The sequence below is a fragment of the Mesorhizobium sp. WSM4809 genome, assembly GCF_055811655.1.
The window spans coordinates 331,542-354,677 of sequence record NZ_JBVVQW010000006.1; the positions used below are offsets into that span (position 1 = coordinate 331,542).

At 63.1% G+C, this 23,136-nt stretch carries 25 protein-coding genes and 1 other RNA gene; 12 read left to right on the forward strand and 14 right to left on the reverse strand.

Annotation, left to right across the window (positions count from 1 at the left end):
• Positions 1 to 55: 55 nt before the first annotated feature.
• Entirely contained in the window at positions 56 to 574 is a 519-nt protein-coding gene (locus AC0L24_RS18185; RefSeq protein WP_127810034.1) for a dihydrofolate reductase, read from the reverse strand.
• Entirely contained in the window at positions 574 to 1,575 is a 1,002-nt protein-coding gene (locus tag AC0L24_RS18190) for a DUF4424 domain-containing protein (protein ID WP_127398801.1), read from the reverse strand. Before AC0L24_RS18190 ends, AC0L24_RS18185 begins: the two co-directional genes overlap by 1 nt.
• Positions 1,576 to 1,706: 131 nt before the next feature.
• Here AC0L24_RS18190 and cobF point away from each other — a divergent pair, with 131 nt between their 5' ends.
• Entirely contained in the window at positions 1,707 to 2,492 is a 786-nt protein-coding gene (gene cobF, locus AC0L24_RS18195; protein ID WP_127810033.1) for a precorrin-6A synthase (deacetylating), read from the forward strand.
• Between the two features lie 36 nt (positions 2,493 to 2,528).
• On the opposite strand, the gene AC0L24_RS18200 is transcribed toward cobF, so the two are convergent.
• From AC0L24_RS18200 to modA, 4 genes are all read right to left on the reverse strand, one after another.
• Complete coding sequence (locus AC0L24_RS18200) at positions 2,529 to 2,870, reverse strand: winged helix-turn-helix domain-containing protein (protein WP_127271788.1); 342 nt, start codon at positions 2,868 to 2,870, stop codon at positions 2,529 to 2,531.
• Between the two features lie 80 nt (positions 2,871 to 2,950).
• Positions 2,951 to 4,063: a molybdenum ABC transporter ATP-binding protein gene (gene modC, locus AC0L24_RS18205; RefSeq protein ID WP_127810032.1), complete on the reverse strand. Its 1,113-nt coding sequence runs from the start codon at positions 4,061 to 4,063 to the stop codon at positions 2,951 to 2,953.
• Complete coding sequence (gene modB, locus AC0L24_RS18210; protein ID WP_127810031.1) at positions 4,060 to 4,764, reverse strand: molybdate ABC transporter permease subunit; 705 nt, start codon at positions 4,762 to 4,764, stop codon at positions 4,060 to 4,062. Before modB ends, modC begins: the two co-directional genes overlap by 4 nt.
• A gap of 15 nt (positions 4,765 to 4,779) precedes the next feature.
• Entirely contained in the window at positions 4,780 to 5,574 is a 795-nt protein-coding gene (gene modA, locus AC0L24_RS18215; protein WP_127810030.1) for a molybdate ABC transporter substrate-binding protein, read from the reverse strand.
• A 160-nt stretch (positions 5,575 to 5,734) separates the two neighbouring features.
• Here modA and AC0L24_RS18220 point away from each other — a divergent pair, with 160 nt between their 5' ends.
• Positions 5,735 to 5,944, forward strand: a complete 210-nt coding sequence (locus tag AC0L24_RS18220; protein ID WP_024501417.1) for a TOBE domain-containing protein — start codon at positions 5,735 to 5,737, stop codon at positions 5,942 to 5,944.
• A gap of 11 nt (positions 5,945 to 5,955) precedes the next feature.
• Here the strand turns inward: AC0L24_RS18220 and AC0L24_RS18225 are convergent, their stop codons facing one another.
• Entirely contained in the window at positions 5,956 to 6,750 is a 795-nt protein-coding gene (locus tag AC0L24_RS18225; RefSeq protein WP_027160597.1) for a thymidylate synthase, read from the reverse strand.
• A 158-nt stretch (positions 6,751 to 6,908) separates the two neighbouring features.
• The gene (locus tag AC0L24_RS18230; protein ID WP_473564022.1) at positions 6,909 to 7,220 is read right to left on the reverse strand and encodes a DUF2853 family protein; all 312 of its coding nucleotides are present in this window, start codon (positions 7,218 to 7,220) and stop codon (positions 6,909 to 6,911) included.
• Between the two features lie 170 nt (positions 7,221 to 7,390).
• On the opposite strand from AC0L24_RS18230, the gene ssrA reads away from it, so the two are divergent.
• Positions 7,391 to 7,750: a transfer-messenger RNA gene (gene ssrA / locus AC0L24_RS18235) on the forward strand.
• Between the two features lie 112 nt (positions 7,751 to 7,862).
• Positions 7,863 to 8,417: an AAA family ATPase gene (locus AC0L24_RS18240; RefSeq protein ID WP_127810029.1), complete on the forward strand. Its 555-nt coding sequence runs from the start codon at positions 7,863 to 7,865 to the stop codon at positions 8,415 to 8,417.
• A gap of 45 nt (positions 8,418 to 8,462) precedes the next feature.
• Here AC0L24_RS18240 and AC0L24_RS18245 read toward each other — a convergent pair whose 3' ends face one another.
• Complete coding sequence (locus AC0L24_RS18245; RefSeq protein WP_292700802.1) at positions 8,463 to 9,668, reverse strand: multidrug effflux MFS transporter; 1,206 nt, start codon at positions 9,666 to 9,668, stop codon at positions 8,463 to 8,465.
• 187 nt (positions 9,669 to 9,855) lie between these two features.
• Between AC0L24_RS18245 and AC0L24_RS18250 the strand changes: the two genes are divergently transcribed.
• From AC0L24_RS18250 to AC0L24_RS18265, 4 genes are all read left to right on the forward strand, one after another.
• Positions 9,856 to 10,545, forward strand: coding sequence for a TetR/AcrR family transcriptional regulator (locus AC0L24_RS18250; protein ID WP_127396238.1), 690 nt, complete (start codon positions 9,856 to 9,858; stop codon positions 10,543 to 10,545).
• A gap of 118 nt (positions 10,546 to 10,663) precedes the next feature.
• Positions 10,664 to 11,200: an SspB family protein gene (locus AC0L24_RS18255; protein ID WP_027160604.1), complete on the forward strand. Its 537-nt coding sequence runs from the start codon at positions 10,664 to 10,666 to the stop codon at positions 11,198 to 11,200.
• A 9-nt stretch (positions 11,201 to 11,209) separates the two neighbouring features.
• Entirely contained in the window at positions 11,210 to 11,407 is a 198-nt protein-coding gene (locus tag AC0L24_RS18260; protein ID WP_127396239.1) for a DUF4169 family protein, read from the forward strand.
• A complete protein-coding gene (locus AC0L24_RS18265) occupies positions 11,404 to 11,628 on the forward strand; it encodes a ribbon-helix-helix domain-containing protein (protein ID WP_127328907.1) in 225 nt (74 codons plus the stop codon). The genes AC0L24_RS18260 and AC0L24_RS18265 overlap by 4 nt, the downstream gene beginning before the upstream one ends.
• Here the strand turns inward: AC0L24_RS18265 and AC0L24_RS18270 are convergent.
• Complete coding sequence (locus AC0L24_RS18270) at positions 11,625 to 13,427, reverse strand: chloride channel protein (protein WP_127810027.1); 1,803 nt, start codon at positions 13,425 to 13,427, stop codon at positions 11,625 to 11,627. The two genes, AC0L24_RS18265 and AC0L24_RS18270, sit on opposite strands and share 4 nt — an antisense overlap.
• 157 nt (positions 13,428 to 13,584) lie before the next feature.
• Between AC0L24_RS18270 and AC0L24_RS18275 the strand changes: the two genes are divergently transcribed.
• From AC0L24_RS18275 to AC0L24_RS18285, 3 genes are all read left to right on the forward strand, one after another.
• Positions 13,585 to 14,016, forward strand: a complete 432-nt coding sequence (locus AC0L24_RS18275; RefSeq protein WP_127396241.1) for a MarR family winged helix-turn-helix transcriptional regulator — start codon at positions 13,585 to 13,587, stop codon at positions 14,014 to 14,016.
• A 120-nt stretch (positions 14,017 to 14,136) separates the two neighbouring features.
• Positions 14,137 to 14,442 (forward strand): hypothetical protein, encoded by a 306-nt coding sequence (locus AC0L24_RS18280; RefSeq protein ID WP_127810026.1) that lies wholly within the window; start codon positions 14,137 to 14,139, stop codon positions 14,440 to 14,442.
• A gap of 16 nt (positions 14,443 to 14,458) precedes the next feature.
• Entirely contained in the window at positions 14,459 to 15,340 is an 882-nt protein-coding gene (locus AC0L24_RS18285) for a sigma-70 family RNA polymerase sigma factor (protein ID WP_127396242.1), read from the forward strand.
• Between the two features lie 33 nt (positions 15,341 to 15,373).
• Here AC0L24_RS18285 and AC0L24_RS18290 read toward each other — a convergent pair whose 3' ends face one another.
• Complete coding sequence (locus AC0L24_RS18290) at positions 15,374 to 19,342, reverse strand: AsmA family protein (protein ID WP_127810025.1); 3,969 nt, start codon at positions 19,340 to 19,342, stop codon at positions 15,374 to 15,376.
• A gap of 131 nt (positions 19,343 to 19,473) precedes the next feature.
• On the opposite strand from AC0L24_RS18290, the gene AC0L24_RS18295 reads away from it, so the two are divergent.
• The gene (locus AC0L24_RS18295; RefSeq protein ID WP_127810024.1) at positions 19,474 to 20,436 is read left to right on the forward strand and encodes a Dyp-type peroxidase; all 963 of its coding nucleotides are present in this window, start codon (positions 19,474 to 19,476) and stop codon (positions 20,434 to 20,436) included.
• A 65-nt stretch (positions 20,437 to 20,501) separates the two neighbouring features.
• Here the strand turns inward: AC0L24_RS18295 and AC0L24_RS18300 are convergent, their stop codons facing one another.
• The 3 genes from AC0L24_RS18300 to AC0L24_RS18310 all read right to left on the reverse strand — a co-directional run bounded on the left by AC0L24_RS18300 (position 20,502) and on the right by AC0L24_RS18310 (position 23,106).
• Positions 20,502 to 21,023, reverse strand: a complete 522-nt coding sequence (locus AC0L24_RS18300; protein WP_127810023.1) for a hypothetical protein — start codon at positions 21,021 to 21,023, stop codon at positions 20,502 to 20,504.
• Positions 21,024 to 21,125: 102 nt separating this feature from the next.
• On the reverse strand, positions 21,126 to 21,683 hold the full coding sequence (locus AC0L24_RS18305; RefSeq protein WP_127810022.1) for a hypothetical protein: 558 nt from the start codon (positions 21,681 to 21,683) through the stop codon (positions 21,126 to 21,128).
• Between the two features lie 4 nt (positions 21,684 to 21,687).
• Positions 21,688 to 23,106 (reverse strand): FAD-binding oxidoreductase, encoded by a 1,419-nt coding sequence (locus tag AC0L24_RS18310; protein WP_127810021.1) that lies wholly within the window; start codon positions 23,104 to 23,106, stop codon positions 21,688 to 21,690.
• Between the last annotated feature and the right edge of the window lie 30 nt (positions 23,107 to 23,136).

Genomic DNA, 23,136 nt, shown 5'->3' on the forward strand with positions numbered 1-23,136 from the left:
CGTCCGATTTGTCCGGTCGCGACCCTTTGTCTTCCTTCAATGCCCCTTTTTTCATTCAATGTCTCTCTCGACGCCGCTCGTAGACCGAATAACGCGTCGGGTGGCTGTCCTTTTCCCCGGCTGGGACGTCGTGCGAGCTGACAATGTGCCAGGAATCAGGATCGATCGGCGGGAAATACGCGTCGCCGTCGACCGCTGCCAGCACATGGGTGACATGCAGGCGATCGGCCAGCAGCATGGCCTGAGCATAGATTTCGCCGCCGCCGATGACGCACACCTCGTCCACATCGGCCATGCGGCGCCCGCGCTCCGTCGCCAGTTGGATCGCGGCCTCGAGCGAATGTGCCGCCTCGACGCCCTCGGCGCGCCAGGTCTTGTCGCGGGTGACGACGATGTTCAACCTGCCCGGCAGCGGCCGGCCGATGCCCTCATAGGTCTTGCGGCCCATGATGATGGGCTTGCCCATCGTATCGGCTCTGAAGCGCTTGAGATCGGTGGAGAGCCGCCACGGGAGCCCGCCGTCCCGCCCGATCACGCCGTTCTCGGCGATGGCAACGTAGATTGCGACGTGCATCAATTGCCGTCCGTTGGCTCGAGGATCAGGATGTCGATGTCGCGCTCGGGGTATAAATCATCCGCCGTCATCTCGAATGTCGTCGGTCCGGTCTTTTTGACATTGTCGCCGCAGAACGAGACCAGGGCTTTCGGATTGCCCTTGTCGATCGTCAGCTTGAACTTGCCGATCGTGCCAGTGGCCCAGTTGCCGCCGGTGGTCAGGATATAGGCGATGCGGTTCTCGAAATATTTGGGGTAGCCGTCAGGGTCGTCCTTGGCAGCCTTGCGCACCGCATTTTCGAATGTGCCATCCATGCAATAGCGGGCCTTGTAGGCCGCATACTGTCCCTGGAATTTGCCGTCGTAGAAGAAGCTGACTGAAGACGTGCCGCCGACGCTCGGCTTATAGTGGTGGGAAACATGGACGTCCTTGTTGGCCGGAAAGGTCGAGCGCCACCAGTAGGTCGAACGCAGTTGCCAGAACGGCGTGTAGACCTTGGTGGTCTCGGTGCCGTCGCTGCCGGTGTCCTCGATGATGATGCCGCGGTTGACCCAGTCATCGACAACCGCTTGCGGCAGCTTGGCCAGCGCCGCCTTCGCCGCATCGCCGAATGGATAGAACGGCACGTTTTGCGCCTTCAACTCGGCGCTGATGTCGATGCCGAGCGCAAACACCTTCTGCTCCAACTGCGGCTTGACGGCAACACCGTCGATCGTCACCTCGAAGCCGAGGAAATTGTCGCTCTGGTTTTCGGGAATCGCCGGGATTTCTTCGGGATTGCCCGATATTTCGGGCATCGGGAAGGCGACGATTGCGTCGACATCCTTGTCGGTGTTGTTATGGAAGACATAGTCGACCGTCACCTTTTCCGGCGAGATGAAGAGGTCCTCGCTTTGCATCGACACGGCGTCGCTGCGCGACAGGATCAGGCCGCCGGTGCCAAGTTCGGCAACCGAATCATTGGCGAAGGCGGGCGCGGACGACAGGGCCAGCACGGCGGTCAGAATATATCGCAACATGGAAACAACCTCGGCCAGAATGCTTGCAGGACCCTAGCGGTTTCAATGTGGCGTTCAAAGCCCTTCCGCATCCGCGGACGCGCGCCAGCGCGGTCTGGACTAACAGGTTCCGATCGGGCAGGAGTTCGCCCATGCGCAAGCTTCTCGTCATCGGCATCGGCGCCGGCAATCCCGACCACATGACCGTCCAGGCCATATCAGGCCTGAACCAGGCGGATGTGCTGTTCATTCCCGACAAGGGTGCGAAAAAAAATGAACTAGCCGAACTGCGCCGCCGGATATGCGACCGCTTCGTCACCAATCCGAAGTCGCGCCGCGTCGAATTCGACGTGCCGGTGCGCGACATGCCAGTAGAAGATGGGCCGGAGCCCTCCTACCGCGCGACCGTCGATGACTGGCACGAAGCCATCGCCGCCATTTACGAAGGCCTGATCCGCGATGAGATTGCAGGCGACGGCTGCGGCGCCTTCCTGATCTGGGGCGATCCTTCGCTCTATGACAGCGCGTTACGCATCCTCGAGCGCGTGCGCCTGCGAGGAAATGTGGCGTTCGAGCTTGAGGTGATCCCCGGCATCACCGCTGTCCAGGCGCTTGCCGCCAGCCACAAGATGGCGCTGAACCGCATCGGCGATTCCGTCCTCATCACCACCGGCCGCCGCCTCACCGAGGAAGGCATGCCGGACAATGCCGGCAGCGCGGTCGTGCTGCTGGACGGCAAATGCGCCTTCAACACGCTTGTCGACAAGGATGTCGTCATCCACTGGGGCGCCTATCTCGGCACGGAAGACGAGATTCTCATCTCTGGCCGTCTCAGTGATGTCGGCGCCGAGATCGAGAGAACCCGTGAAGAAGCGCGCCGGAAAAAGGGCTGGATCATGGACACTTACCTGCTTCGCAAGCCAAGCGCAGAGGATTAGGCCCTACTGCCCTACTGCCCTACTGCCCTACTGCCCTCACCCAGCATCAATCTCCGCCTGCAATGCCTCCATATGCGCCGCCGCCGCGGCCGAGGCTGCGCGCTCGATGGCGCGGAAGCGGCTGACCACTGCCAGGCCGACCGCCGTCAACTGTGCGCCGCCGCCCTTGCGGCCGCCGGTCTGTGCCGCCACCAGCGGCTTGCCGAACACCCGGTTCATGTCCTCGACCAGGTCCCAGGCGTGCTTATAGGACATCTCCATGCCGCGAGCGGCGGCCGAGATGGAGCCGAAGGCGGCGATCTGTTCCAGGAGTTCGATCTTGCCCGGCCCGACGCGCCCGTCGGGATCGAGATTTATCCGCAAGCTCAGCGACGGCATCTTTGCTCTCCGCGGTCACAACCCAACCCCATACTAGAAGCTCCCTGGCGAAACCGCTATTCCAAAAAGGCATAGCGGGATCATCCATCCGCCTCGGCGGGCAGGCCGGCACCGGTGTTCGCCCGATCGAAGCTCACCGTCTTGATCACCGCGAAAACCTTGCCGCCAAGATGAAGCCTCAGCGCCTGCCGCGACTGTTCGGTGATGCGGGCAAGCACGGTTGCGCCATTGCAGTCGATACCGACCTCGACCGCGGGCCCTTCGCCGGGGCTCATCGCGGTAATGGTCCCCGGTAGGATGTTGAGCGCGCTGAGACCCGTCGGCTTTTCGGTGGCGATCATCACATCGCGGGCGCGAATACGGATGCGCACCGGCGTACCTGTCTTCATCGCCAGCTGTGGCACCCGGAGCTCGCCCGCGGCCGAGCCGAGCACGGTCATGCCGAAAGTCTCGTCGTGACGCAGCACCCTGGTGTCCAGCACGGCGCCGCCCTCGCCGCGCTCCTCCGCCGGCAACAGGTCGAGCCTTTGCATCACCGCCTCGGTCGGCCCGCTGGCAACGACATTGCCCTGCGCCAGCATCACCACATCGCTGGCCAGCCTCGCCACTTCGGCGACCGAATGACTGACATAGACGATCGGGATTTTCGTCTCGTCGCGCAGCCTTTCGACATAGGGCAGGATTTCGGCCTTGCGCGCTTCGTCGAGCGAGGCCAGCGGTTCGTCCATGAGCAGCAGTCTGGGGCTGGCAAGCAATGCCCGGCCGATCGCCACGCGCTGTTTCTCGCCGCCCGAGAGCTTTGCCGGCCGCCTGTTCATGAGCGGCCCGATGCCGAGCAGGTCGACGACGGCATCGATATCGGCGTAGCGCTCCGCCGGCGGCGTGAACCAGCGGCCGTAACGAAGATTGCCGGAAACGCTCAAATGCGGAAACAGCCGTGCGTCCTGGAACACCATGCCGATGCGGCGCTTGTGCTTCGGCACGAAAATGCCGGCACCGGTATCGACCAGCACACGGCCGTCGACCTCGATGCGTCCCCTGTCGGGCCGGATCAGCCCGGCAATCATGTTGATCAGTGTCGTCTTGCCCGACCCAGACGCGCCGAACAGCGCCGTCAGCCGCCCGGCGCTTTCGAAGCGGGCGTCGATGGCGAAACCACCCAGCCGATGACTGATGTCGACGAGAACGCTCATTCGATGTCCAGTCGCCGGCCGACACGCCGCGCCAGCACCTCCGAAGCCACAAGTGCTGCCATGGAGATGACGATCGAGATCAGCGTCAGGCGGAGCGCCCCTTCATCGCCACCCGGCATCTGCGTGAAGGTGTAGATCGCCGACGGCAATGTCTGCGTCTCATTGGGAATGTTGGAGACGAAGGTGATGGTGGCGCCGAACTCGCCCATCGCCTTGGCGAAGGCCAGGATGGCGCCGGCGATCAGCCCGGGCAGGATCAGGGGCAGCGTGATGGTGGCGAACACCCAGAGCGGATTGGCGCCGAGCGTTCCCGCCGCCGCTTCCATCTTGCGGTCCACCGCCTCGATCGACAGCCGGATCGCCCGCACCATCAGGGGAAAGCCCATGACGCCGCAGGCCAGCGCCGCACCTGTCCAGCGGAAGGAGAAGACAATGCCGAAATGCTCGGCCAGGAAGGCGCCGGCCGGGCCGCGCCGGCCGAAGGTCAGCAGCAGCAGGTAGCCGGTCACCACGGGCGGCAAGATCAGCGGCAGATGCACCAGCCCGTTGAGAACGGTCTTGCCCCAGAACTGTCCCCGGGCAAGCAGCAGCGCAATCAAGATGCCCGGCGGCAGGCTGGCGAGCATCGCCACCATTGCCACCTTGATGGACAGCCGAACCGCATTCCATTCGTCGGGAGTGAGGTCCAGCAGCCAGTTCATTGTGCCCCTTGGAACTCAGTTGCTCGGCGCGAGTACGGTAAATCCCTGATCCTTGAACAGCACGGCCGCCTTGGCCGACTGCAGGCATTTCAGGAAAGCCCGCGTATCCTTGTCCTTCGAATCGGCGGTCTGGGCAACCGGATAGATGATCGGCGGATGCGAATCCTCCGGGAAGGTGCCGACCACCTTGACGCCCTTTTCGGCATGCGCGTCGGTGGCATAGACAATGCCCAGGGCGGCTTCGCCCGTCGAAACCAGCTTCAGCGCCGCGCGCACGTTTTCGGCCTGCGCCACCTTGCCCTCGACCGAGGACCAGACGCCGAGCGATTCAAGTGCGGCCTTGCCGTATTTGCCGGCCGGCACCGCCTTGAAATCGCCCATGGCGAGCTTGCCGTCGCCGATCAGCTTGGCGAGGTCAAAACCCTTCTCGATCCTGGTGTCGACCGCCGAGTCCTTCGGCGCCACCAGCACGATCTCATTGCCGAGCAGCTTCACTTCGGTGTCCGGCTTGGTCAGCTTCTTGTCGGAGAGATATTTCATCCAGTCGAGGTCGGCCGAGATGAAGACGTCGGCAGGCGCCCCGCCCTCGATCTGTTTGGCCAGCGCCGAGCTCGCGGCATAAGAGACGGTCGCCGCCTCGCCGACATCGGCCTCGCAGGCCTTGTTCACGGCGTCGAGCGCATCCTTGAGGCTGGCCGCGGCAAACACCACCACCTTGTCTTCCGCATGTGCTGCCGGCACCGCCGCCATCAACATCGCCGCAAAACCCCCAATGGTGATCGCCCTCGATCCAAAACCTATGCGCGTCATGGAAGACTCTCCCTGGTTTGAAATCCGGCCGGCTCGAAGCCCGCTAACCGATATATCCGTATGAATATAACAAGGGAAGGCCCGGCGCCCCATGAAAGCGTCTGTACGACACCGATTGTTATGGTGAGACCGGCAAAGAAACCCTGGAAAGGAAACTCCGATGAAGATCAGCGCCCGCAACGTCCTCAAGGGAACGATCGCCGAGATCGTCAAGGGAGCCACCACCTCGCATGTCAGGATCGACATCGGTGGCGGCGCCATCGTCACCGCCTCGATCACCAACGAGGCCGTCGCCGATCTCAAGCTCGAAAAGGGCAAGCAGGCCTATGCCGTGGTCAAGGCCTCGGACGTGATGGTCGGCATCGACTGAAATTTGCGGCCTTAGACCGCGATCGGCGCCTTGATCGACGCATCGGCGACGTAGTTTTCCAGCCGGAAATCCTCGAAGCGGAAGGCGAACAGATCCTTCACCTCCGGATTGATCCACATCGTCGGCAGCACCTTCGGCGTGCGCCGCAGTTGTTCGCGTGCTTGCTCGAAATGGTTCGAGTAGAGATGCGCATCACCGAGCGTGTGGACGAAATCGCCGGGTTTCAGCCCGGTGACCTGCGCCACCATCAAGGTCAGCAGGGCATAGGACGCGATGTTGAACGGCACGCCAAGGAAGATATCGGCGGAACGCTGGTAGAGTTGGCAGGAAAGCCGCCCTTCCGAAACATAGAATTGGAACAGGCAGTGGCAGGGCGGCAGCGCCATCGCTTCCACTTCGGCCGGATTCCACGCCGAAACGATCAGCCGCCGCGATTGAGGATTTTTGCGTATCTCCTTGAGAAGATTCGCGATCTGGTCGATCGAGCCGCCATGGCCATCCGGCCAGGAGCGCCATTGCTTGCCGTAGACCGGGCCGAGATCGCCATTCTCGTCGGCCCATTCGTCCCAGATCGAAACGCCGTTATCGGTGAGGTATTTGATGTTGGTGTCGCCGGCCAGGAACCACAGAAGCTCATGGATGATCGACTTGAGATGCAGCTTCTTGGTCGTGGTGACGGGAAAGCCGCGCGCCAGGTCGAAACGCATCTGGTAGCCGAAGACGGAGCGCGTTCCGGTGCCGGTGCGGTCGCCGCGATCGGCGCCGTTGTCCAGTACGTGCTGCAGGAGGTCGAGATACTGGCGCATCGGTTCCGGCTCGATTCGGTTGTCCAGCCATCATAGCTGACGGACAGGCAATCGAACACCACAAAGCAGCGCAAGCCCTGCCCGAAGGCTGCCAGTCCCCAACAACATCAGGGCTAACGCATGGACCGCGCCAGCCCCTGCAAATTGACGTGCGGTCGTCAGAGGGAGCCGAGTTTACCCAGGTCCTTGGCAACCAGATAGTAGAAGGTAACCCGGTTCTTGGTACTGTCGGCGGCCATCGCCTTGCAGACCTTCTCGATCGAAGCGTCGGCCTTGTTGTCGTCCGATAGGCCGAGCTTCTTCGCAACCCAGCCAGCCTTGACGCGCTCTAGCTCCTTCGGATCGGTGCAGGACACCAGCGAGGAATCGCGGTTCCGGAGCGCAATGCCAAGATGCTTCACGATTTTGTCGACCACGTCGGCACTCGCCGAGGCATCGTATTTCTTCACGTCTGCAAGATAGTCGGCCATCAAAATTCCCCTCGTCGGCGCCACGGATCCGATCGATGAGGGCTGTGGCGCGCTGCTGCAACATGTGCGCTAGGTCGGTAACTCCTCACCGGGGCAAAGCTTCGGTTGAGACCGCGCCCAAGTCAACCCTTTGGACTTGCGGTTTTGTCAGGGGGACAAAGTGCCATTGCGGCCTTCCATTTCTTGCGATGGCCCCCTATATTCGGTTTGTCGGCTTGACCGACTATGGCGATAAATGGGCGATGAAATAAGCCGTTCGGACCCGGGGGCGGTACCCGGCGCCTCCACCAAAAGCCGCTGCTGATGACAGAGCGGTTTTTGCTGGGGGCGAAATAGGATCGACGAAGGTGTAAAGATCGTACTTTTGCCCGGCATGGTACCACCGTCATCGGGCTAAACCTGTAGTTGCAAATGACAACTATGCGGAAGCACGTCTCGCCGCGTAAGCGGTGCGATAGCTTCAAATCAAGCCCTAGAGGTTCGCACTTCTAGGCGGGGTTCGGAGGTACCTGGCAACAGAAACCTCCACTTCTCCCCTCCTCCTCAACATGCGTTACGCACAACGGCAGCTCCCGCCGGCCAACTTCGCACGCCCTCGGCCGCGAAGCCGCCCTGCCGCGTGCCACCTCTCCACGGACAAACATGCAAAACGATTCCGATCGATTCTTCGTGCTGACCGGCGGTCCCGGCTCCGGCAAGACCACCCTGATCGAAGCCCTGCGCCGGGCAGGCTTTGCCACCTCGATCGAAGCCGGCCGCGGCATCATCCGCCACCAGTCCGATATAGGCGGACCCGCTTTGCCCTGGCGCGATCGCGCGCTGTTTGCGGAGTTGATGCTGTCATGGGAGATGCGCTCGTATCAAATCGCGCAAGAACAGACCGGGCGTCCTGTTTTCTTCGATCGGGGCGTTCCGGACACGCTTGGCTACCTCAGGCTGAGCGGCCTGCCGCTACCCGAACACATCAACGCCGCCGCCAAGCGTTTCCGCTACAACCCCCGCATCTTCGTCGCCCCGCTTTGGCCGGAGATCTTCGCGCAGGACGAAGAGCGCAAGCAGACGCTCGACGAGGCCGAGCGTACCCACCATGCGCTGGTCGGCATCTACACGGAACTGGGCTATGAGATGATTCCGTTGCCGCTGGCACCCGTCGAGGCGCGGCTGCGCTTCGTGCTGGCCGAGACAGGATTGGCGTGAAAAAGGCCGGGATGAACCCCGGCCTTTTTCATTTGTTTTGGTTGCTTATTCCGCCGGCGCCTCGACGGCCTCGCGCGAGCGGCCGAGCGTGACCTTGGCCAGCGTGAAGGAAATCACCGCACAGAGCGTGATGCCGGCCACCATCGGCAGCGGCGTGCCGTCGAAGAACACGCCGGCAACACCCATGGCGAGTGCGCCGATGGCGAAATGCAGCGTGCCCATCAGCGCCGACGCCGTGCCGGCGATCTCGCCATGCTCTTCCATGGCCAGCACCGAGGTGGTCGGAATGATCAGGCCAAGGAAGCCGTAGCCGACGAACAGCAGCGCCGCCATCACGTCGAGCCGATCGATCCCCGTCGCCATCACCGCCAACAGCACCACCATCGTCGTCGCATAGCCGGTCACCGCGACACGCACCACGCGCCTCAGGCCGAAGCGCTCGGCCAGCAGCCCCGTCATCTGCGACATGCCGATGAAGGCGACCGCGTTGATCGAGAAGAACACGCTGTAGACCGAAGGCGACAGCCCGTAATGGTCGATCAGGATGAACGACGAACTCGACAGATAGACGAAGAAGCTGGCAATGCCGAAGCCGGCGATCGCCGTCAGGCCAAGGAAATTGCGGTCGCCCATCAGGAAGCGGTAGGCCGACAGCGCGGTGCCGAAGGAGGAACCGGCGCGGTCTTCCACCGGCCGCGTCTCCTTGAGCGATGTCGCCAGAAGGATGGTGGCCAGCAGAGCCGCACCCGTCACCGTCCAGAACACGGCGCGCCAGCCGAAACTCTCGATGATCACGCTGCCGGTCAGCGGCGCCAGGATAGGCGACACCGAGAACACCAGCATCAGCAAGGACATCAGCTTGGCGGCCTCATTGCCGGTGTGCAGGTCACGCACGATGGCGCGCGGAACGGCCATGCCGGCGCTGGCGCCAAGCCCTTGCAGGAAACGGAAAGCGATCAGCCATTCGATGGTCGGCGCCATTGCCGAACCGATGCCGCCAACCATGAACAGCGCAAGGCCGCCATAAAGCGGCAGCTTGCGGCCGACCATGTCGGAGATCGGCCCGACGACGATCTGGCCGAAACCCATCGACAGGAAGAAGATCAACAGGCTCATCTGCACGGCAGCGGTGCTGGCATGCAGATCCGCGCCGATCGACGGCAGCGCGGGCAGATACATGTCGATGGCGAACGGGCCGATGGCGGACAACAAGCCGAGCACGACCGCGATGCGGAGGAATTTGGGACTCATGATAAAGGCTTCTTTCAAATCTGGTTGCCGCCGCAGGCGACGTCTAACCTAGGACGTTCCATCCCGTGAGATTCCGACACCTCAAGAGCGAATTCCATTCGTCTCTCTCGCGCGAAATCTCTTTATCCTGTGTCCACAAATTTAGACACTCTTGTCTAAATCGTCAATCACCCCTATATAGTTTTTTATGAAGCTGCACGTTTCTCCTGACATTTTCCCGCCACGCGGCCATGAGGCCAAGCGCCTCTCGATCGTCGACTCCGCCGCCACCGTGTTTTGCCGCGAAGGTTTCGCCGGCGCCAACATCGATCTGATCGCGGCCGAAGCCGGCGTTTCGCGTCAGACGATCTACAACCATCATGGCGACAAGGAGAGACTGTTCGTCGCTGTGGTCCGCGACCTCACCGAACGCTGCAATGCCGGCATCTTCGCCACCATTGCCACCTTCCCCGACCAGCCGGGGGATCTCGAAGCCGACCTGATCGGCTTTGCCGTGCGCCTGAACCAGAACTGCATCTGCAACCGCGACGGAAAATTCCTGCGCAAGCTGATCCAGACCGAAGGCGAGCGCTATCCCGAACTGTTTGCCGAATGGCGCGAACAGGGTCCGGGCAGGACATGGCCGGCAATCGCGGCCCGCTTCGCCCGCCTCGCCTATGGCGGCTATCTCACGATCGAGGATCCCGACGTGGCGGCACGTCAGTTCCTCGGTCTCGTCAATGCCGAACTGCAGACCACCTTCATGCTTGGCGGCTCGCCGCGCGAGGACGAGGTGCTGCAATCCGCGACCAATGGCGTGCGCACCTTCCTGCGCGCCTTCGGCAAGCGCCGGTCCGCGGCATCGTCCGAAAAGCAAAGCGCGCTCGCCAGCGCCTGAGCGATCAAATCGCTGGCAATAGTCTTCGCTTCCGCGCGCGGGTGATCTATATGCGGTTTACGCCGCCCTCAAGCTTGATTACAGCTATGCGGACGATTCAACGGAACCCGACCGCCACATGGCCGACGACCACATCCGCTACGACATTCTGGCCCAGGAGGCGTTGCGCGGCGTCATGCGCAAGGTCCTGGCCGAGGTCGCGCGCACCGGCCTCCCCGGCAACCACCACTTCTTCATCACCTTCCTGACCGGCGCGCCGGGCGTACGCGTGTCTTCGCGGCTGCGCGAGCGCTATCCCGAGCAGATGACCATCGTCATCCAGTTCCAGTATTGGGACCTGAAGGTGACCGACACCGGCTTCGAGGTCGGCCTGTCCTTTTCCGATGTGCCGGAAAAACTCGAAATCCCGTTCTCGGCCGTGCGCGGCTTCTATGATCCCTCGGTCAATTTCGAGCTCGAATTCGACGTCAAGACGGATGGCGCGGCAGCCGAGGAACCGGCTGCGCCAACTCCGGAGCCGTTGACCATCGTCTCCGAGAAAAAGCCGAAGGCCGAGAAGAAGGCCGCCGCCGAGGCGGAGAAGAAGCCCGCTGCCGCGGACGCCGCCACCAAGGGCGCCGAAGTGGTTTCGCTCGACGCCTTCCGCAAGAAATAGGCCGACGGCATGGCCGAGATCGTCAATCTCCGCCAGGCCCGCAAGCAGAAGGCGCGGGACGAAAAGCTGCGCGCCGCCGAACAGAATCGCGCGCTGCACGGCCGCTCCAAGGCCGAAAAAGAACGCGACCGCATCGCCGCCGACAAGAGCGAAAAATTCGTTGCCGGGCATCGTCGTGAAAAGCCCGGCGACCCCGACCGTCAATGAGCCCGGTCGAAAAGCGTTCTGTGACCATTCGCGGTCACCGCACCAGCTACTCGCTCGAAAAACCCTTCTATGACGACCTCGTCGCGATCGCGGCGACCAGAAAGCTGACGCTTGCCGCGCTTGTTGCCGAAGTCGACGAGACAAGGCCCCGCGACACCAACCTGTCCTCTGCGTTGAGGCTCCATGTCCTGGAGTGGGCGAAGCGCGGAACGGATTTCTAGAGGCCTTCGACCGCCGCTTCCTTCTTCCTGCGTCTGGTGCCGAAGCCAAGCAAGGTCGAACGCTCGCGCTCCTCGGCCTGTTTCCTGGACCGCACGCGCATCAAATCCTTCCAGCCGACATAGCCGACCAGCAAGGAGCCTTCGCGAGTGACGACGGGCAGATGAGAGACGTTGGCCGTCAGCAGCTTGTCGGAGAGGCCTTCGAGATATTCGTCCGGATAGGCCAGCGTCACCTTGCTGCCGGCCAGCAGTTCGCCAAGCGTGGTGGTGCGGTGCGTGCCGGCGCGTCTCCAGCGCAATATAGCCGGCGGATCGATGAGGCCCAGCACATGGCCGTGCTCATCGACCACCGGGAAACTCGGATGCCGTGTTTCCGGCGCTGTCAGGAATGCCGCAGCGCCATGCAGCGTCATCGTCGCCGGCACGCTTTCAACCTGTGAGGTCATCACCTCGCGCACCCTGGTCAGGGCGAAAGGGTCGACGCGGTATTCGCGAACCAGATGATGTCCCCTTCTGGCGATCTTTTCGGTCAGGATCGACCGCTTCATCAGAAGCACGGTGACGGCGTGCGCCGCAGCGCAGGCAGCAATCAGCGGCACCAGCATATGTGTGTTGCCGGTCAGTTCGACGGCGAAAAACGTGGCGGTCAGCGGCGCACGCATCGTGCCGCCCATCGTGGCGGCCATCGCCAGCAGCGCCCAGAAACCGGGATCCGCGGCAGGCAGAACGCCGGCGAGCACAGCGCCCATAGCCCCGCCCATGATCAACAGCGGCGCCAGCACACCTCCCGACGTTCCCGAGCCGAGCGCTACCGACCAGATGATCGCCTTCACCACCAGCAGCAGGAGGGCCGCCGTCGCGACGGTGCGGCCATCCAGCATGTCGGTGATGTTGTCATAGCCGACGCCGAGCGCCTGCGGTTCGATCAGCCCGCCTATGCCGACCACCAGACCGCCGATCATAGGCCACCACATCCAGTGGATCGGCAGCTTCTGAAAACCGTCCTCGCAGGCATAGACCATCTGCGTCAAAAGCCCCGATAGCAGGCCGGCGCAGATGCCAACCAGAACCCAGCCGCCAAGCCCGGTGAACGAAACCGCCATGCCGCCCTGAAACGGGAAGATCGGCCCGGGCAGATGCAGCATGGTGCGCTCGACCTCGGCGATAACAGCCGCGACCGCCACCGGAATGAAGCTGCGCGGGGTCCATTCGAATAGCAGCAGTTCGACGGCCAGCATGATGGCGGCGATCGGGGTTCCGAACACCGTGGTCATGCCTGCTGCCGCACCAGCCACCAACAGCGTCTTGCGCTCGTTGTCGCTGACCGGCAGCATCTGCGCGATCAGCGAGCCGATCGCGCCGCCTGTCATGATGATCGGCCCTTCGGCGCCGAACGGTCCACCGGAGCCGATCGAGATCGCCGACGACAGCGGCTTCAGGATCGCCACCTTGGCGTCGAGTTTTGAGCGCCCGAGCAGGATCGCCTCGATGGCCTCGGGAATGCCATGGCCGCGGATCTTCTCGCTGCCGAAGCGCGCCATCAGGCCGATGATCAGCGCACCAATCACCGGGACGATGACGGCGGCAAGCCCAAGCGGTGTGTCCTCAAGCTTCAGGTCGGCAAGCGAGAACTGGCCGAAATAGGCGATGTTGGTGGCCAGCCGGATCAGCTTCAAAAGCGCGATGCCGGCAAACAACCCGGCTGTCGCCACCACCACGGCAATAGCGGCGACGAGCAGCACCCTGGCATCCGTGGTGAAATCGCGCAGGTGCTCCGGATTCGAATGAGGGGTCTTCATGGCAAAATTGCTTCCTGGCGGCGGGCCGTGTGTCTGAGATGCGGCACGGTCGAAGCGGCCAGCCGGGTTTATCGGTTGCTATGTATCGTAACACGATATAAATATTCAAGCCGGTTTCGCCCGAAATCCGTTTGAGCTTTCGCCGGAAAACGAACACATGTCTGATATGTCGCAGCCACAAAAACCACGCCCCGCCATCAGCCAGGCCGATTACCAGCGGCTGTCGGAGTTTCGCTACCTGATCCGCCGGTTCCTCGAATTCAGCCAGGTCCAGGCGGAAGACGCCGGCCTGACCCCGCGCCAGCATCAGGCGCTGCTGGCGATCAAGGGATTCCCCGGCGGCGGCCCGGTGACGGTTGGCGATCTCGCGGAGCGCCTGCGCATCCGCCACCACAGCGCCGTCGAACTGGTCAACCGCCTCGGCGAAGCTGGGCTGGTCACAAGGGATCAGGACAAGGATGACCACCGCCGTGTGCTGCTGCAGCTGACCGAGCGCGCCGACGATTGTCTGGCCGAGCTGTCGGCGGCGCATCTCGACGAACTGTCGCGTATCGAACCGATGCTGCGGCGTCTGCTCGATCGCGAGTGAGCGCTCCGGCGTCTTGCGGGCGACACGAATTATTTTTCGGCGCCCGAATCCTTTCGCCCCCCGACAACGTCTTGAGGATGAACACTCTCAAAGACCAGGGCAACCAAGAGGACAACTGCGATGAAACGACACCTGATACGCTACAAGACGAAACCGGAACGGACCGATGAGAATGAACGGTTGGTCAAGGCCGTGTTCCAGGAGCTGCGGGAAAAATCGCCGGACGGCGTTCGCTACATGACATGGCGGTCCGACGACGGGACCTTTATCCATATGGTAGAGACGAAAACCGAGGCCCATGCCGACATTATCACCGGGCTGGCGGCATTCGAGGCCTTTCAGAGCGGCATCAGGGATCGCTTGATCGAGCGTCCGCAGCGCGAGGAAATGACCGTGGTGGGCCACTACCGGATGCTGGACCAATAACGGCGAACAGAGGCGCATGACTATCCCCGGCGAGATCCGCGAACCTTTTGCCCGCCTGTTCGGCGAAATGCGTCCAAAACTGCATCGCTATTGCGCCCGCATGACCGGCTCGGCCATCGACGGCGAGGACGTGCTGCAGGAAGCCCTGGCCAAGGGGTTCGAGGCGCTGCCGGATGCCGGCCCGATCGCCAATCCGGAGGGCTGGCTGTTCCGCATAGCCCACAATGCGGCGCTCGATTTTCTGCGCCGGCGAGCCCGCGAAAGGGCTTTTTCCGATGAGGACCCGGACATGATCGTCGACCCAGCCAATCCCACCGCCGATCGTCAGGCCGCGGCGGCCAGCCTGCACACCTTCATGCGCCTTCCCGTCGCGCAGCGAAGCAGCGTGATCATGATGGACGTTCTAGGCTATTCGCTGCAGGAGATCAGCGACATGCTCGACACCAGCATCCCTGCCATCAAGGCGGCGCTGCATCGCGGTCGCGGCCGGCTCCGCCATCTTGCTGACGAACCGGACGACCGTCCTGTTCCGAAACTGAGTGCCGCGGAGCGCCTGCTGCTCAACGCTTATATCGACCGCTTCAACGCACGCGATTTCGATGCGGTGCGCGACATGCTGGCCGAAGAAGTACGACTGGAACTGGTTGCCCGGACACGGCTGAACGGCCGCAAGGAAGTGGGTACCTATTTCGGCAACTATTCCCGGGTGCAGGACTGGCGTTTCGTGCCCGGCTTCGTCGAAGACAGGCCGGCAATCCTCGTTCGCGATCCCAATGATCCGAAGGCGCCCCCTGCCTATTTCATCCTGCTGGCGTGGCAGGATGGCAAACTCTTGACCATCCGGGATTTCCGCCATGCCCGCTATGCGGCAGAGAGCGCGCAACTGCTCGTCCTCTGAATCTGCGGATCGCCGATCAGGAAGGCGTTTGGCCTACTGCAGCGACTTCAGCAGATTGTCGATCGTGAACGGATTGGACTTCGGCTTGGCCGGCGGCGGATTGTCGTTGGCTTCCGGCAGCGGCGCCCGCTCCACCTTCGGAGCCTGCTGCGCGGCCTTGCGTTCGGCCTCGAGCCTTGCCTTTTCCTGCGCCGCGATGCGCACAGCCTCTTCCGCCTTCTGCCGCTCCTGCTTGTCGACCTGCGCCTTGGCCGCCTCGTCGGCGGCTTGCTGTTCGGCAGCGGCCTTGGCGTCGGCGTCCGCCTTGGCTTTGGCATCGGCGTCCGCCTTTGCTTTCGCCTCCGCGTCGGCCTGAGCCTTGGCATCGGCATCGGCTTTCGCCTGGGCATCCGCTTCGGCCTTGGCCTTGGCGTCAGCCTCGGCTTTCAGCCGTGCTGCTTCCTCCTGCTTGCGCAATTCCTCGGCGGCCTTATCCCGTTCGGTCTTCAACGCCGCGTAGTAGCGCACCTCGCGCCGAAGCCGCTGCTTTTCCAGCAACGCGGCCTGCATCGCCTCGACGCGCTGCTGCTCTTTCTCCAGCGCGCGCTGGGTCAGGAACTGCGCCAGCGGCTCACTGTCGAATGCTCGTTTGACAGCGCCGAACGGCCCCTCGGCGGTGAAATTCACGACCGGCTCGGAGCCGACCAGTGCCTCGTCGCCAGGCCGATAGGTGATCGCACCCTTGGCCGACACCGTGGCCGCGTTGAGATCCGCCGTGACGTCGGCGGACAAGGTCGCCGCTGGATTTTCCAGGCTGACAGGCGGCGCCCGCAGCGTGCCGCCGGCGACCGTGAAGGCGACGTCGGTATCGCCAGCGGCGAAGCTGCCATTAGCGGCGATGTCAGGCGCAAAGCCGGCGGTCTTGGCCGCGTCGATGTCGCGCCCGATCGCATCCGCCTTGGCGAGGAACGCGCTGAACGCATCTGGATTGACACCAGCAACTTTCACGCCCTTCAACGCCGCCGTGCCGGAGCCCGACAAGGCGGCCACCATCCCTTCGACCGATTTGCCGCTGCTTGACAGCGCCGTCGAGAAATCGCCGATGCCGCTGATGCCGGCATCCGGCAGCACGGTCGCCAGATCGGCGCCCGCCAGTTTCATCTGGCCAGAGAACAGGCCGGTGCCGTCATTGTTCTTCAGTTCGAACAGGCCGGTGAGCGCCCCGCCCAGCAATTTCGCCTTCAAATCCGAAACGCGGATGCCTTCCTGGTCGAGCCTGAGCGAAAAGGCGGCATCATAGGCGGTGGCGAACCGACCGGCGGCGAGCGCTGCCGTCGTCAGGTCTAGGTCGGCGGTGAACGGCAGGTTGGATTTCTGGCTGAACGGTGTCGCCGGCCACACGCCACCCTTATTGGTTTCTTCCTTGTCGGCAAGAAAGGCGGAATCGCCGAACAGCGCCACCGCCATCGGATCGAGGTCGAGTTCGTCGAGCATCAGCGCCCCGGCCAGATGCGGCACGCCGGCCTTGCCGTCGACCCCCTCCTTTACATCGATATTGACGTCGCCGGACACCGCCGCTTCGTTGATGGCGCCGTTGAGTTCGTCCAGCACCAGCAGGCCGTTGCCATAGTCGCCCTGTGCCGAAAACGACGTCGACATGCCCGCCCCCATGCCCGGCAGGCCGATACCTGTCGTCATCAGCCATGGCTCGATGTCGGCGGCATCGAGGCTGAGCTTGCCCTTGGCGGCGAAGCCTTGCGGCGTATCGGCGATCGTCCCCTCGAAACCCGCCTTGAAGTCGTTGCCGGCAAGGCTGAAATTCGTCGTCAGGCCGCCACCAAGCGTTCCCTTGGCCTGAATGTCGGTGCTTGCCTCGCCCAGCATGCCGAGCGGCAGTGCCGGCAGGCCGTAGAGGGCCAGCAGCGTGGTGGCATCAGGGTTTTTGGCATTGAAGGTAAGCGCCACCGGCGCTTCGAGAAGCTTGTCCACCGCCCCCTTTCCCGACAGCGATGCGGAAAAGGCCGAGCCGCCGGCCTTGCCTTGTCCGCTCACCGCCAGGCCCGTGGTGCCGTCGCCATTGTCGGCCGCACTCGCCACGAGGTCGACACGCGCATCCTGGAACAGCTCGGGATAGGCTGCGGCACGGCTCGCCAGTCCCTTGAGCACGGCGCTGTCGGGATAATGCCGGGCGGCGACGTCGATCAGCGGCTTCAGATCGACGGCAACCACCGATGCATCGAGCTTGCCGGTCGGGCTCGCCGGGAAATCCTTGATCCTGCCGGTGGCGCTGATCGAGGCGCCGGCCAGCCCGCCCACCGACAGCCGGTCGATTTCGAGCAGTCCGTCGCGCAGCCTGAGCGCCGTGTCGACGGTATCCGCGGTCAACCCGCCAGCGTTGACCGGCCCTGCCTTGATCTGGAAATCGAGGTCGCGGTCGGCAAAGCGATTGGCGCCCTTGTCGCTGACGAAGATCGAGGCGAAGGCCGCCAGCCCGTCGACATCGAGGTCGCCCCCTTCGAGACGCATCAGCACTGAGGGCTTGGCATCGTCGGGCTGGCTGGAATCGATGCGGCCGGAAAACTTCGCCTTGCCCAGGATCAATTCGAGATCGCTGAAGGCCTGGCGCTTCTGCGAGAGGTCGACCTTGGCCTTGAAGCCGGCGGCAGGGAGACGGCGGATCGCCTCGTCGACATCCTTCGACAGCCAGGCGGCAAAGCCGGAGGGTTGCGCCACGGCCAGCAGCAGCGAACCGTTGAAGCCGAAATGACCCTCCAAATTGAGCACGAGCATGCCATCGGCTTCCAGCTTGGTGCGGCCGGGCAAGGTCGCGGCAAGCGATTTCACCGACCAGCCGCCATCGACCGGCTCGGCGGAAAGATGCACGTCGCGCACCGTGGTGTCGCCGACCACCACCGCCGGCAGCTTGACCTCGACGGTGCCGGGAATGGTCGGCTTCGGCATGTCGAGCAGCGCCTGCTCAAACGCCGCAATGCGCTGGTCCAGCGTCAGGCCGGCGCCGGCCTCGGCGCCCACCGCCTCGTCGAACTGCACCTGCGCGCCATTGGCCTCGATGGCGAAACTCGGTTTCAGCCCGAGATCGACAGAAGCCTTGCCATCGGCGATGTAGGGGTTGTCGAGCGGCCCGGTCTCGAAGCGGAACTCGTCGACACCGAGCTTCTCGTGGTCGAGCGAAAACTTGCCGTTCAGCCGAAAGCCCGGATCGGGCTTACCGGCCGAGACCTTCACCGTCTCGCCGTCGGTGCCGCGGAGTTCGGCGCTGTTCTTGTCGGCGCCGGAGATCTTGAACTGGCCGGAATAGACGGCGGCACCGTTGACGATGCCAGCATTGCCGTCGGCTTCGATGACCAGCGGATAGGCGTCGGGATCGGCCTTCAGCCGAAGCCGCATCTGCCCGTTGCCTTCGGCCTTGCCGGTGGAGGCAGTGACCGTGGTGCGAAGACCGTCGAGCCGCAGCGTGCCGTCCATGCGCCATGGCCCGGCCAGAGACTTGGCCGAGATGGTCGAATTGATCTCGGAAAACAGGTGGCTGCGCCCGCCGGCGGCATGGCGCAGTTCGATCTGCCCTTCCGTCACCGTCAGCTTCTCGATCGAGATCTGATTGAGGTCGAAGGGAGAGGACGGCCGCATCGCCCAGTCGACAGTGCCGTCATTGGCGATATCGATGGTCGCTTTCGGCCGCACCAGCCGCATATCGAAGATCAGCACTTCGCCGCGCAGGAAGGGCGCCAGTTCCGCATCCATCGAAAACGTCTCGACGGTCATGGCCGGCTGGCCATTGGGGCCGCCGGCGACGGCGACGTTGGAGAAGGTCACCGAGGGGAACGGCAACAGCCTTGCCGTGGCGTCGCCCTGCACGGTCACCTTGCGGCCGAGAATGGCGCTCGCCTCGCGCTCGAATTGGGCGCGATAGCCTGTCCAGTCGACAAAATACGGCACCACCAGCGCCGCACACAGCACCAGCACAAAAAGGCCACCAAAGATCACGAACAGGCGTGCGAGCATCAGCTCCGAACGGGTTGATTGAAATTCTGCCGCACTCTACCCGCATCCGCGTGTCGATAAAGAGGCAATTCATCCAGTGTTGCGCGATCCCGGATGATCTGAAACAAATCCCGGCGAAGCGGAGAATTCGGATGTCTGGAAAGAACTGGGATCGCGTGCCGATCGATGCGCAAAGTGTCGACGCCCCGCTGTCGCTTTCGGCGGTCTTTCTTGTCGTCACCGTCGCCAGCGGCCAGACCGCGCTCGCCAAGGTTGCCTCCGTGCTTGGCGGGATCGACGATCTCGTCAAAACCGTTGGATTTCGCGATCTTTCCGGGCGGCTTTCGTGCATTTCCGGCATCGGCCGCGATCTCTGGGATCGTCTTTCTCCAGATCGGCGGCCGCTGGAACTGAAACCGTTTGCGCCGATCAAGGGTGCCGTTCATTCGGCGCCTTCGACCGCCGGCGATCTTCTCTTCCACATCCGCTCCGAGCGGCCCGATATGTGCTTCGAGTTCGAGCGCATTCTGCTCGACAATCTCGGTGATGCCGTGAGCGTCGTCGACGAGGTTTCCGGTTTTCGCTATTTCGATGCCCGTGACCTGCTCGGCTTCGTCGACGGCACCGCCAACCCGACAGGCCTCGATTTGCCCGCCTCGGCACTCGTCGGTGATGAGGACGCCGACTTCGCCGGCGGCAGCTATGTCGTCGTCCAGAAGTACCTGCACGATCTCCAGGCATGGGGGCGGACGCCAACGCCTCTCCAGGAAGAAATCATCGGCCGCACCAAGATCGACAACATCGAAATCGATGATGACGACGCACCTCGCAAATCACACAAGTCGCTGGCCACCATCGAGGATGCCGATGGCAATGAGTACGACATATTGCGCGACAACATGCCGTTCGGCAGGCCGGGGCAAAAGGAGTTCGGCACCTACTTTATCGGCTACAGCAGGTATCTCTGGGTGATCGAGAGGATGCTGCAGCGAATGTACATCGGTGAGCCGCCGGGCGCTTACGACCGGCTGCTCGATTTCTCGACGCCGCACACCGGCACGACGTTCTTCGCGCCAACCCGCCCCATGCTGCAAACCCTTGTTGAGGGCGCATAGAAGACGCCTGCGACCGCACGGCAGGCCGGCGTCCCAACGATTTCACCCGGCGATTGTCAGAACCCTCAGCGTGCGTCGCGCTTTGCTTGCGCCACCTTGGCCGCCTTGCGCTGCCGGCCAAGCTCCATCGGTCGGACGAGGTCTTGCGCCCTCTGGTTTGCCACCGACCGCATCCCCTTGCGCGCGGTGCGCGAATTGAAAGCAGGGCCTTCCGGCGTCGCCCCTTGCTTCATGACAAATGCCTTGCGCGCGTTTTCGATCAGCGAAACGCTGGCCGCCAGCTGCCGGCGCCGCTCGGCCTCGCCATTCAGCCGCCGCATGGTCATGGCCAGCACCGCAAGCTTTGTCTGCGAACCGCCATCGGACTTTGAGGGCGCGGCGCCTTTCGGCGCTCCCTTGCCGCGTATCTCACGCCGGCGGCGGTGTGCTTGGGTCTGCGCCTTGTCGCGCCGCTCCCGCAACAGCTTGACCAGGCCGGCAAGATCGGCGTCGGAAAGCTCCTGCACCGCCGGGTGGTGCGATTTCTCCACCAGTTCCTGTTCGTCCGCGCTCAGCGCACGCGCCGCTTCCTTGCGTGAAATCGCCATGAAGTCGTTCCTCCGTTGGTGGAGCTTGCCTCTTCCGCTCGTCCCAGGCCGAAGTCTGCGTCCAAACGACGGTCCGATCAAGGTACAGGGAAATCCCGGTGATCAACCACGCCCCAAAAGCCGTGAGAAAAATCCCGTTGGCTTGACACGGCGCGTGGGAACAGCATGACCGACACTTTCCATCAGCGCCGGCAGTACCGCCCCCTGATGAAGGCTGGCCGAAAAGTTCTCGGTGATGAATTCCAGCGTCGAATCGTGGAACGTGAGTACAAAGTGCTGATAACCGGAAAACAGCTCCGGTGTATGGGATGTATGAACCCGATTTGCCTTTTCGAAGGAGGAGATCCAGGTAGAATTGAGAACTTCGAACGCGGAATAAGGCTGCAGCCCAAGTCCATAGAGACGGTGCCCGCTGATGGCTTCGTCGTTCGACGGGCCGAATTGCAACGCCAGATAGGGTTCTGCCGTTAGGATTACGATCGATTGATCGCCGGTCACAGACGAGATCGAGCGTGGATTCGTGCCGTCGAATTTTGGATCCGGTCTGTGGGCGACGTAAGCAACGAGCAGCCTGCGCTCATCGGCGAAGACATGAGGCAAAGGCGCGCCGGCGGACGATGGCGGCACGTCGATCGGCAGCAGTGTCTCGCTTGAGGCCACTCCTCTATTTCCACGCCATCGGCAAGATCTTGCCAGGGTTCATGATATCAAGCGGATCCAGCGCCTGCTTGATGGTGCGCATGATGTCGACGCCGTGGCCTAGCTCATGGCGCAGGAAGCCGATCTTGCCTTGGCCGATGCCGTGCTCGCCGGTGCAGGTGCCGTCCATGGCGATCGCCCGCATGTTGAGCCGCGCGACGAACTTTTCCGACAACGCGATCTCCCTGGGATCGTTGACATCCATCAGCACCAGCACGTGAAAATTGCCGTCGCCGGCGTGGCCGACGATCGGCGCGATCAGACCCATCTCTTCTATGTCGGCCTCGGTTTCCAGCACACATTCGGCAAAGCGCGAGATCGGCACGCAGACATCGGTCGACAGCCCCTTGGCGCCCGGCCGCAGTGTCAGCGACGACCAGTAGGCGTCATGCCTGGCCTTCCACAGTTTGGTGCGCTCCTCGGCGACGCTGGTCCACAGGAACGGCCCGCCGCCATTCTCTTCCGCGATCATGCCAAAGGTCTCGGCCTGTTCGGCAACACCGGCATCGCTACCATGAAACTCGACGAACAGGCACGGGCTCTCGGGATAGTCGAGCTTGGAATAATTCTTCATCGCCCGCATCTGCAGCGCGTTGACCAGTTCGATGCGCGCCACCGGGATGCCCATCTGGATCGTCGCGATGACAGCGTTGCAGGCCGCCTCGACGCTCGGAAACGGGCAGACGCCGCCGGAGATCGCCTGCGGGATGCCTTGCAGCTTCAAGGTCAGCGAGGTGATGATGCCGAGCGTGCCTTCCGAGCCGACCAGCAGCCGCGTCAGATCATAGCCGGCCGAGCTCTTTTTCGCCCGCTTGCCGGTCGTCACCGTCTCGCCGTCGGCCATGACGGCGGTCAACGACAGCACGTTCTCGCGCATCGTGCCGTAGCGCACCGCGTTGGTGCCGGAGGCCCGCGTTGCGGCCATGCCGCCGAGCGAGGCATTGGCGCCGGGGTCGATCGGAAAGAACAGTCCGGTGTCGCGCAGATGCCGGTTCAAATCCTCGCGGGTGACGCCGGGTTCGACCGTGCAGTCGAGATCCTGTGGATTGACCGCCAGGATACGGTTCATGCGCGATGTGTCGACCGATATGCCGCCGCCCGGTGCGTTGGTATGGCCTTCCAGCGAGGAGCCGACGCCGAAGGCGATCACCGGCACGCGGTGCGCAGCGCAGGCGCGCACGATCTCCTGCACCTCGGCGGTCGTCTCCGGAAACGCGACGCCGTCAGGCGCCTGCGTCGGAATATAGGTGGTGGTATGCGCGTGCTGCGAGCGGATCGCCTGACCGGTCTGGAATCGCTCGCCAAGCTGTTGCTTGAGAATGCCGAGCACCGCAGCGATGCCTTCCTCGTTGCGTTCGACCGGGTTGAGGTCGCTCAGAGCCATGAATTCCTCCGCGAATGGACCAGTGTCCAC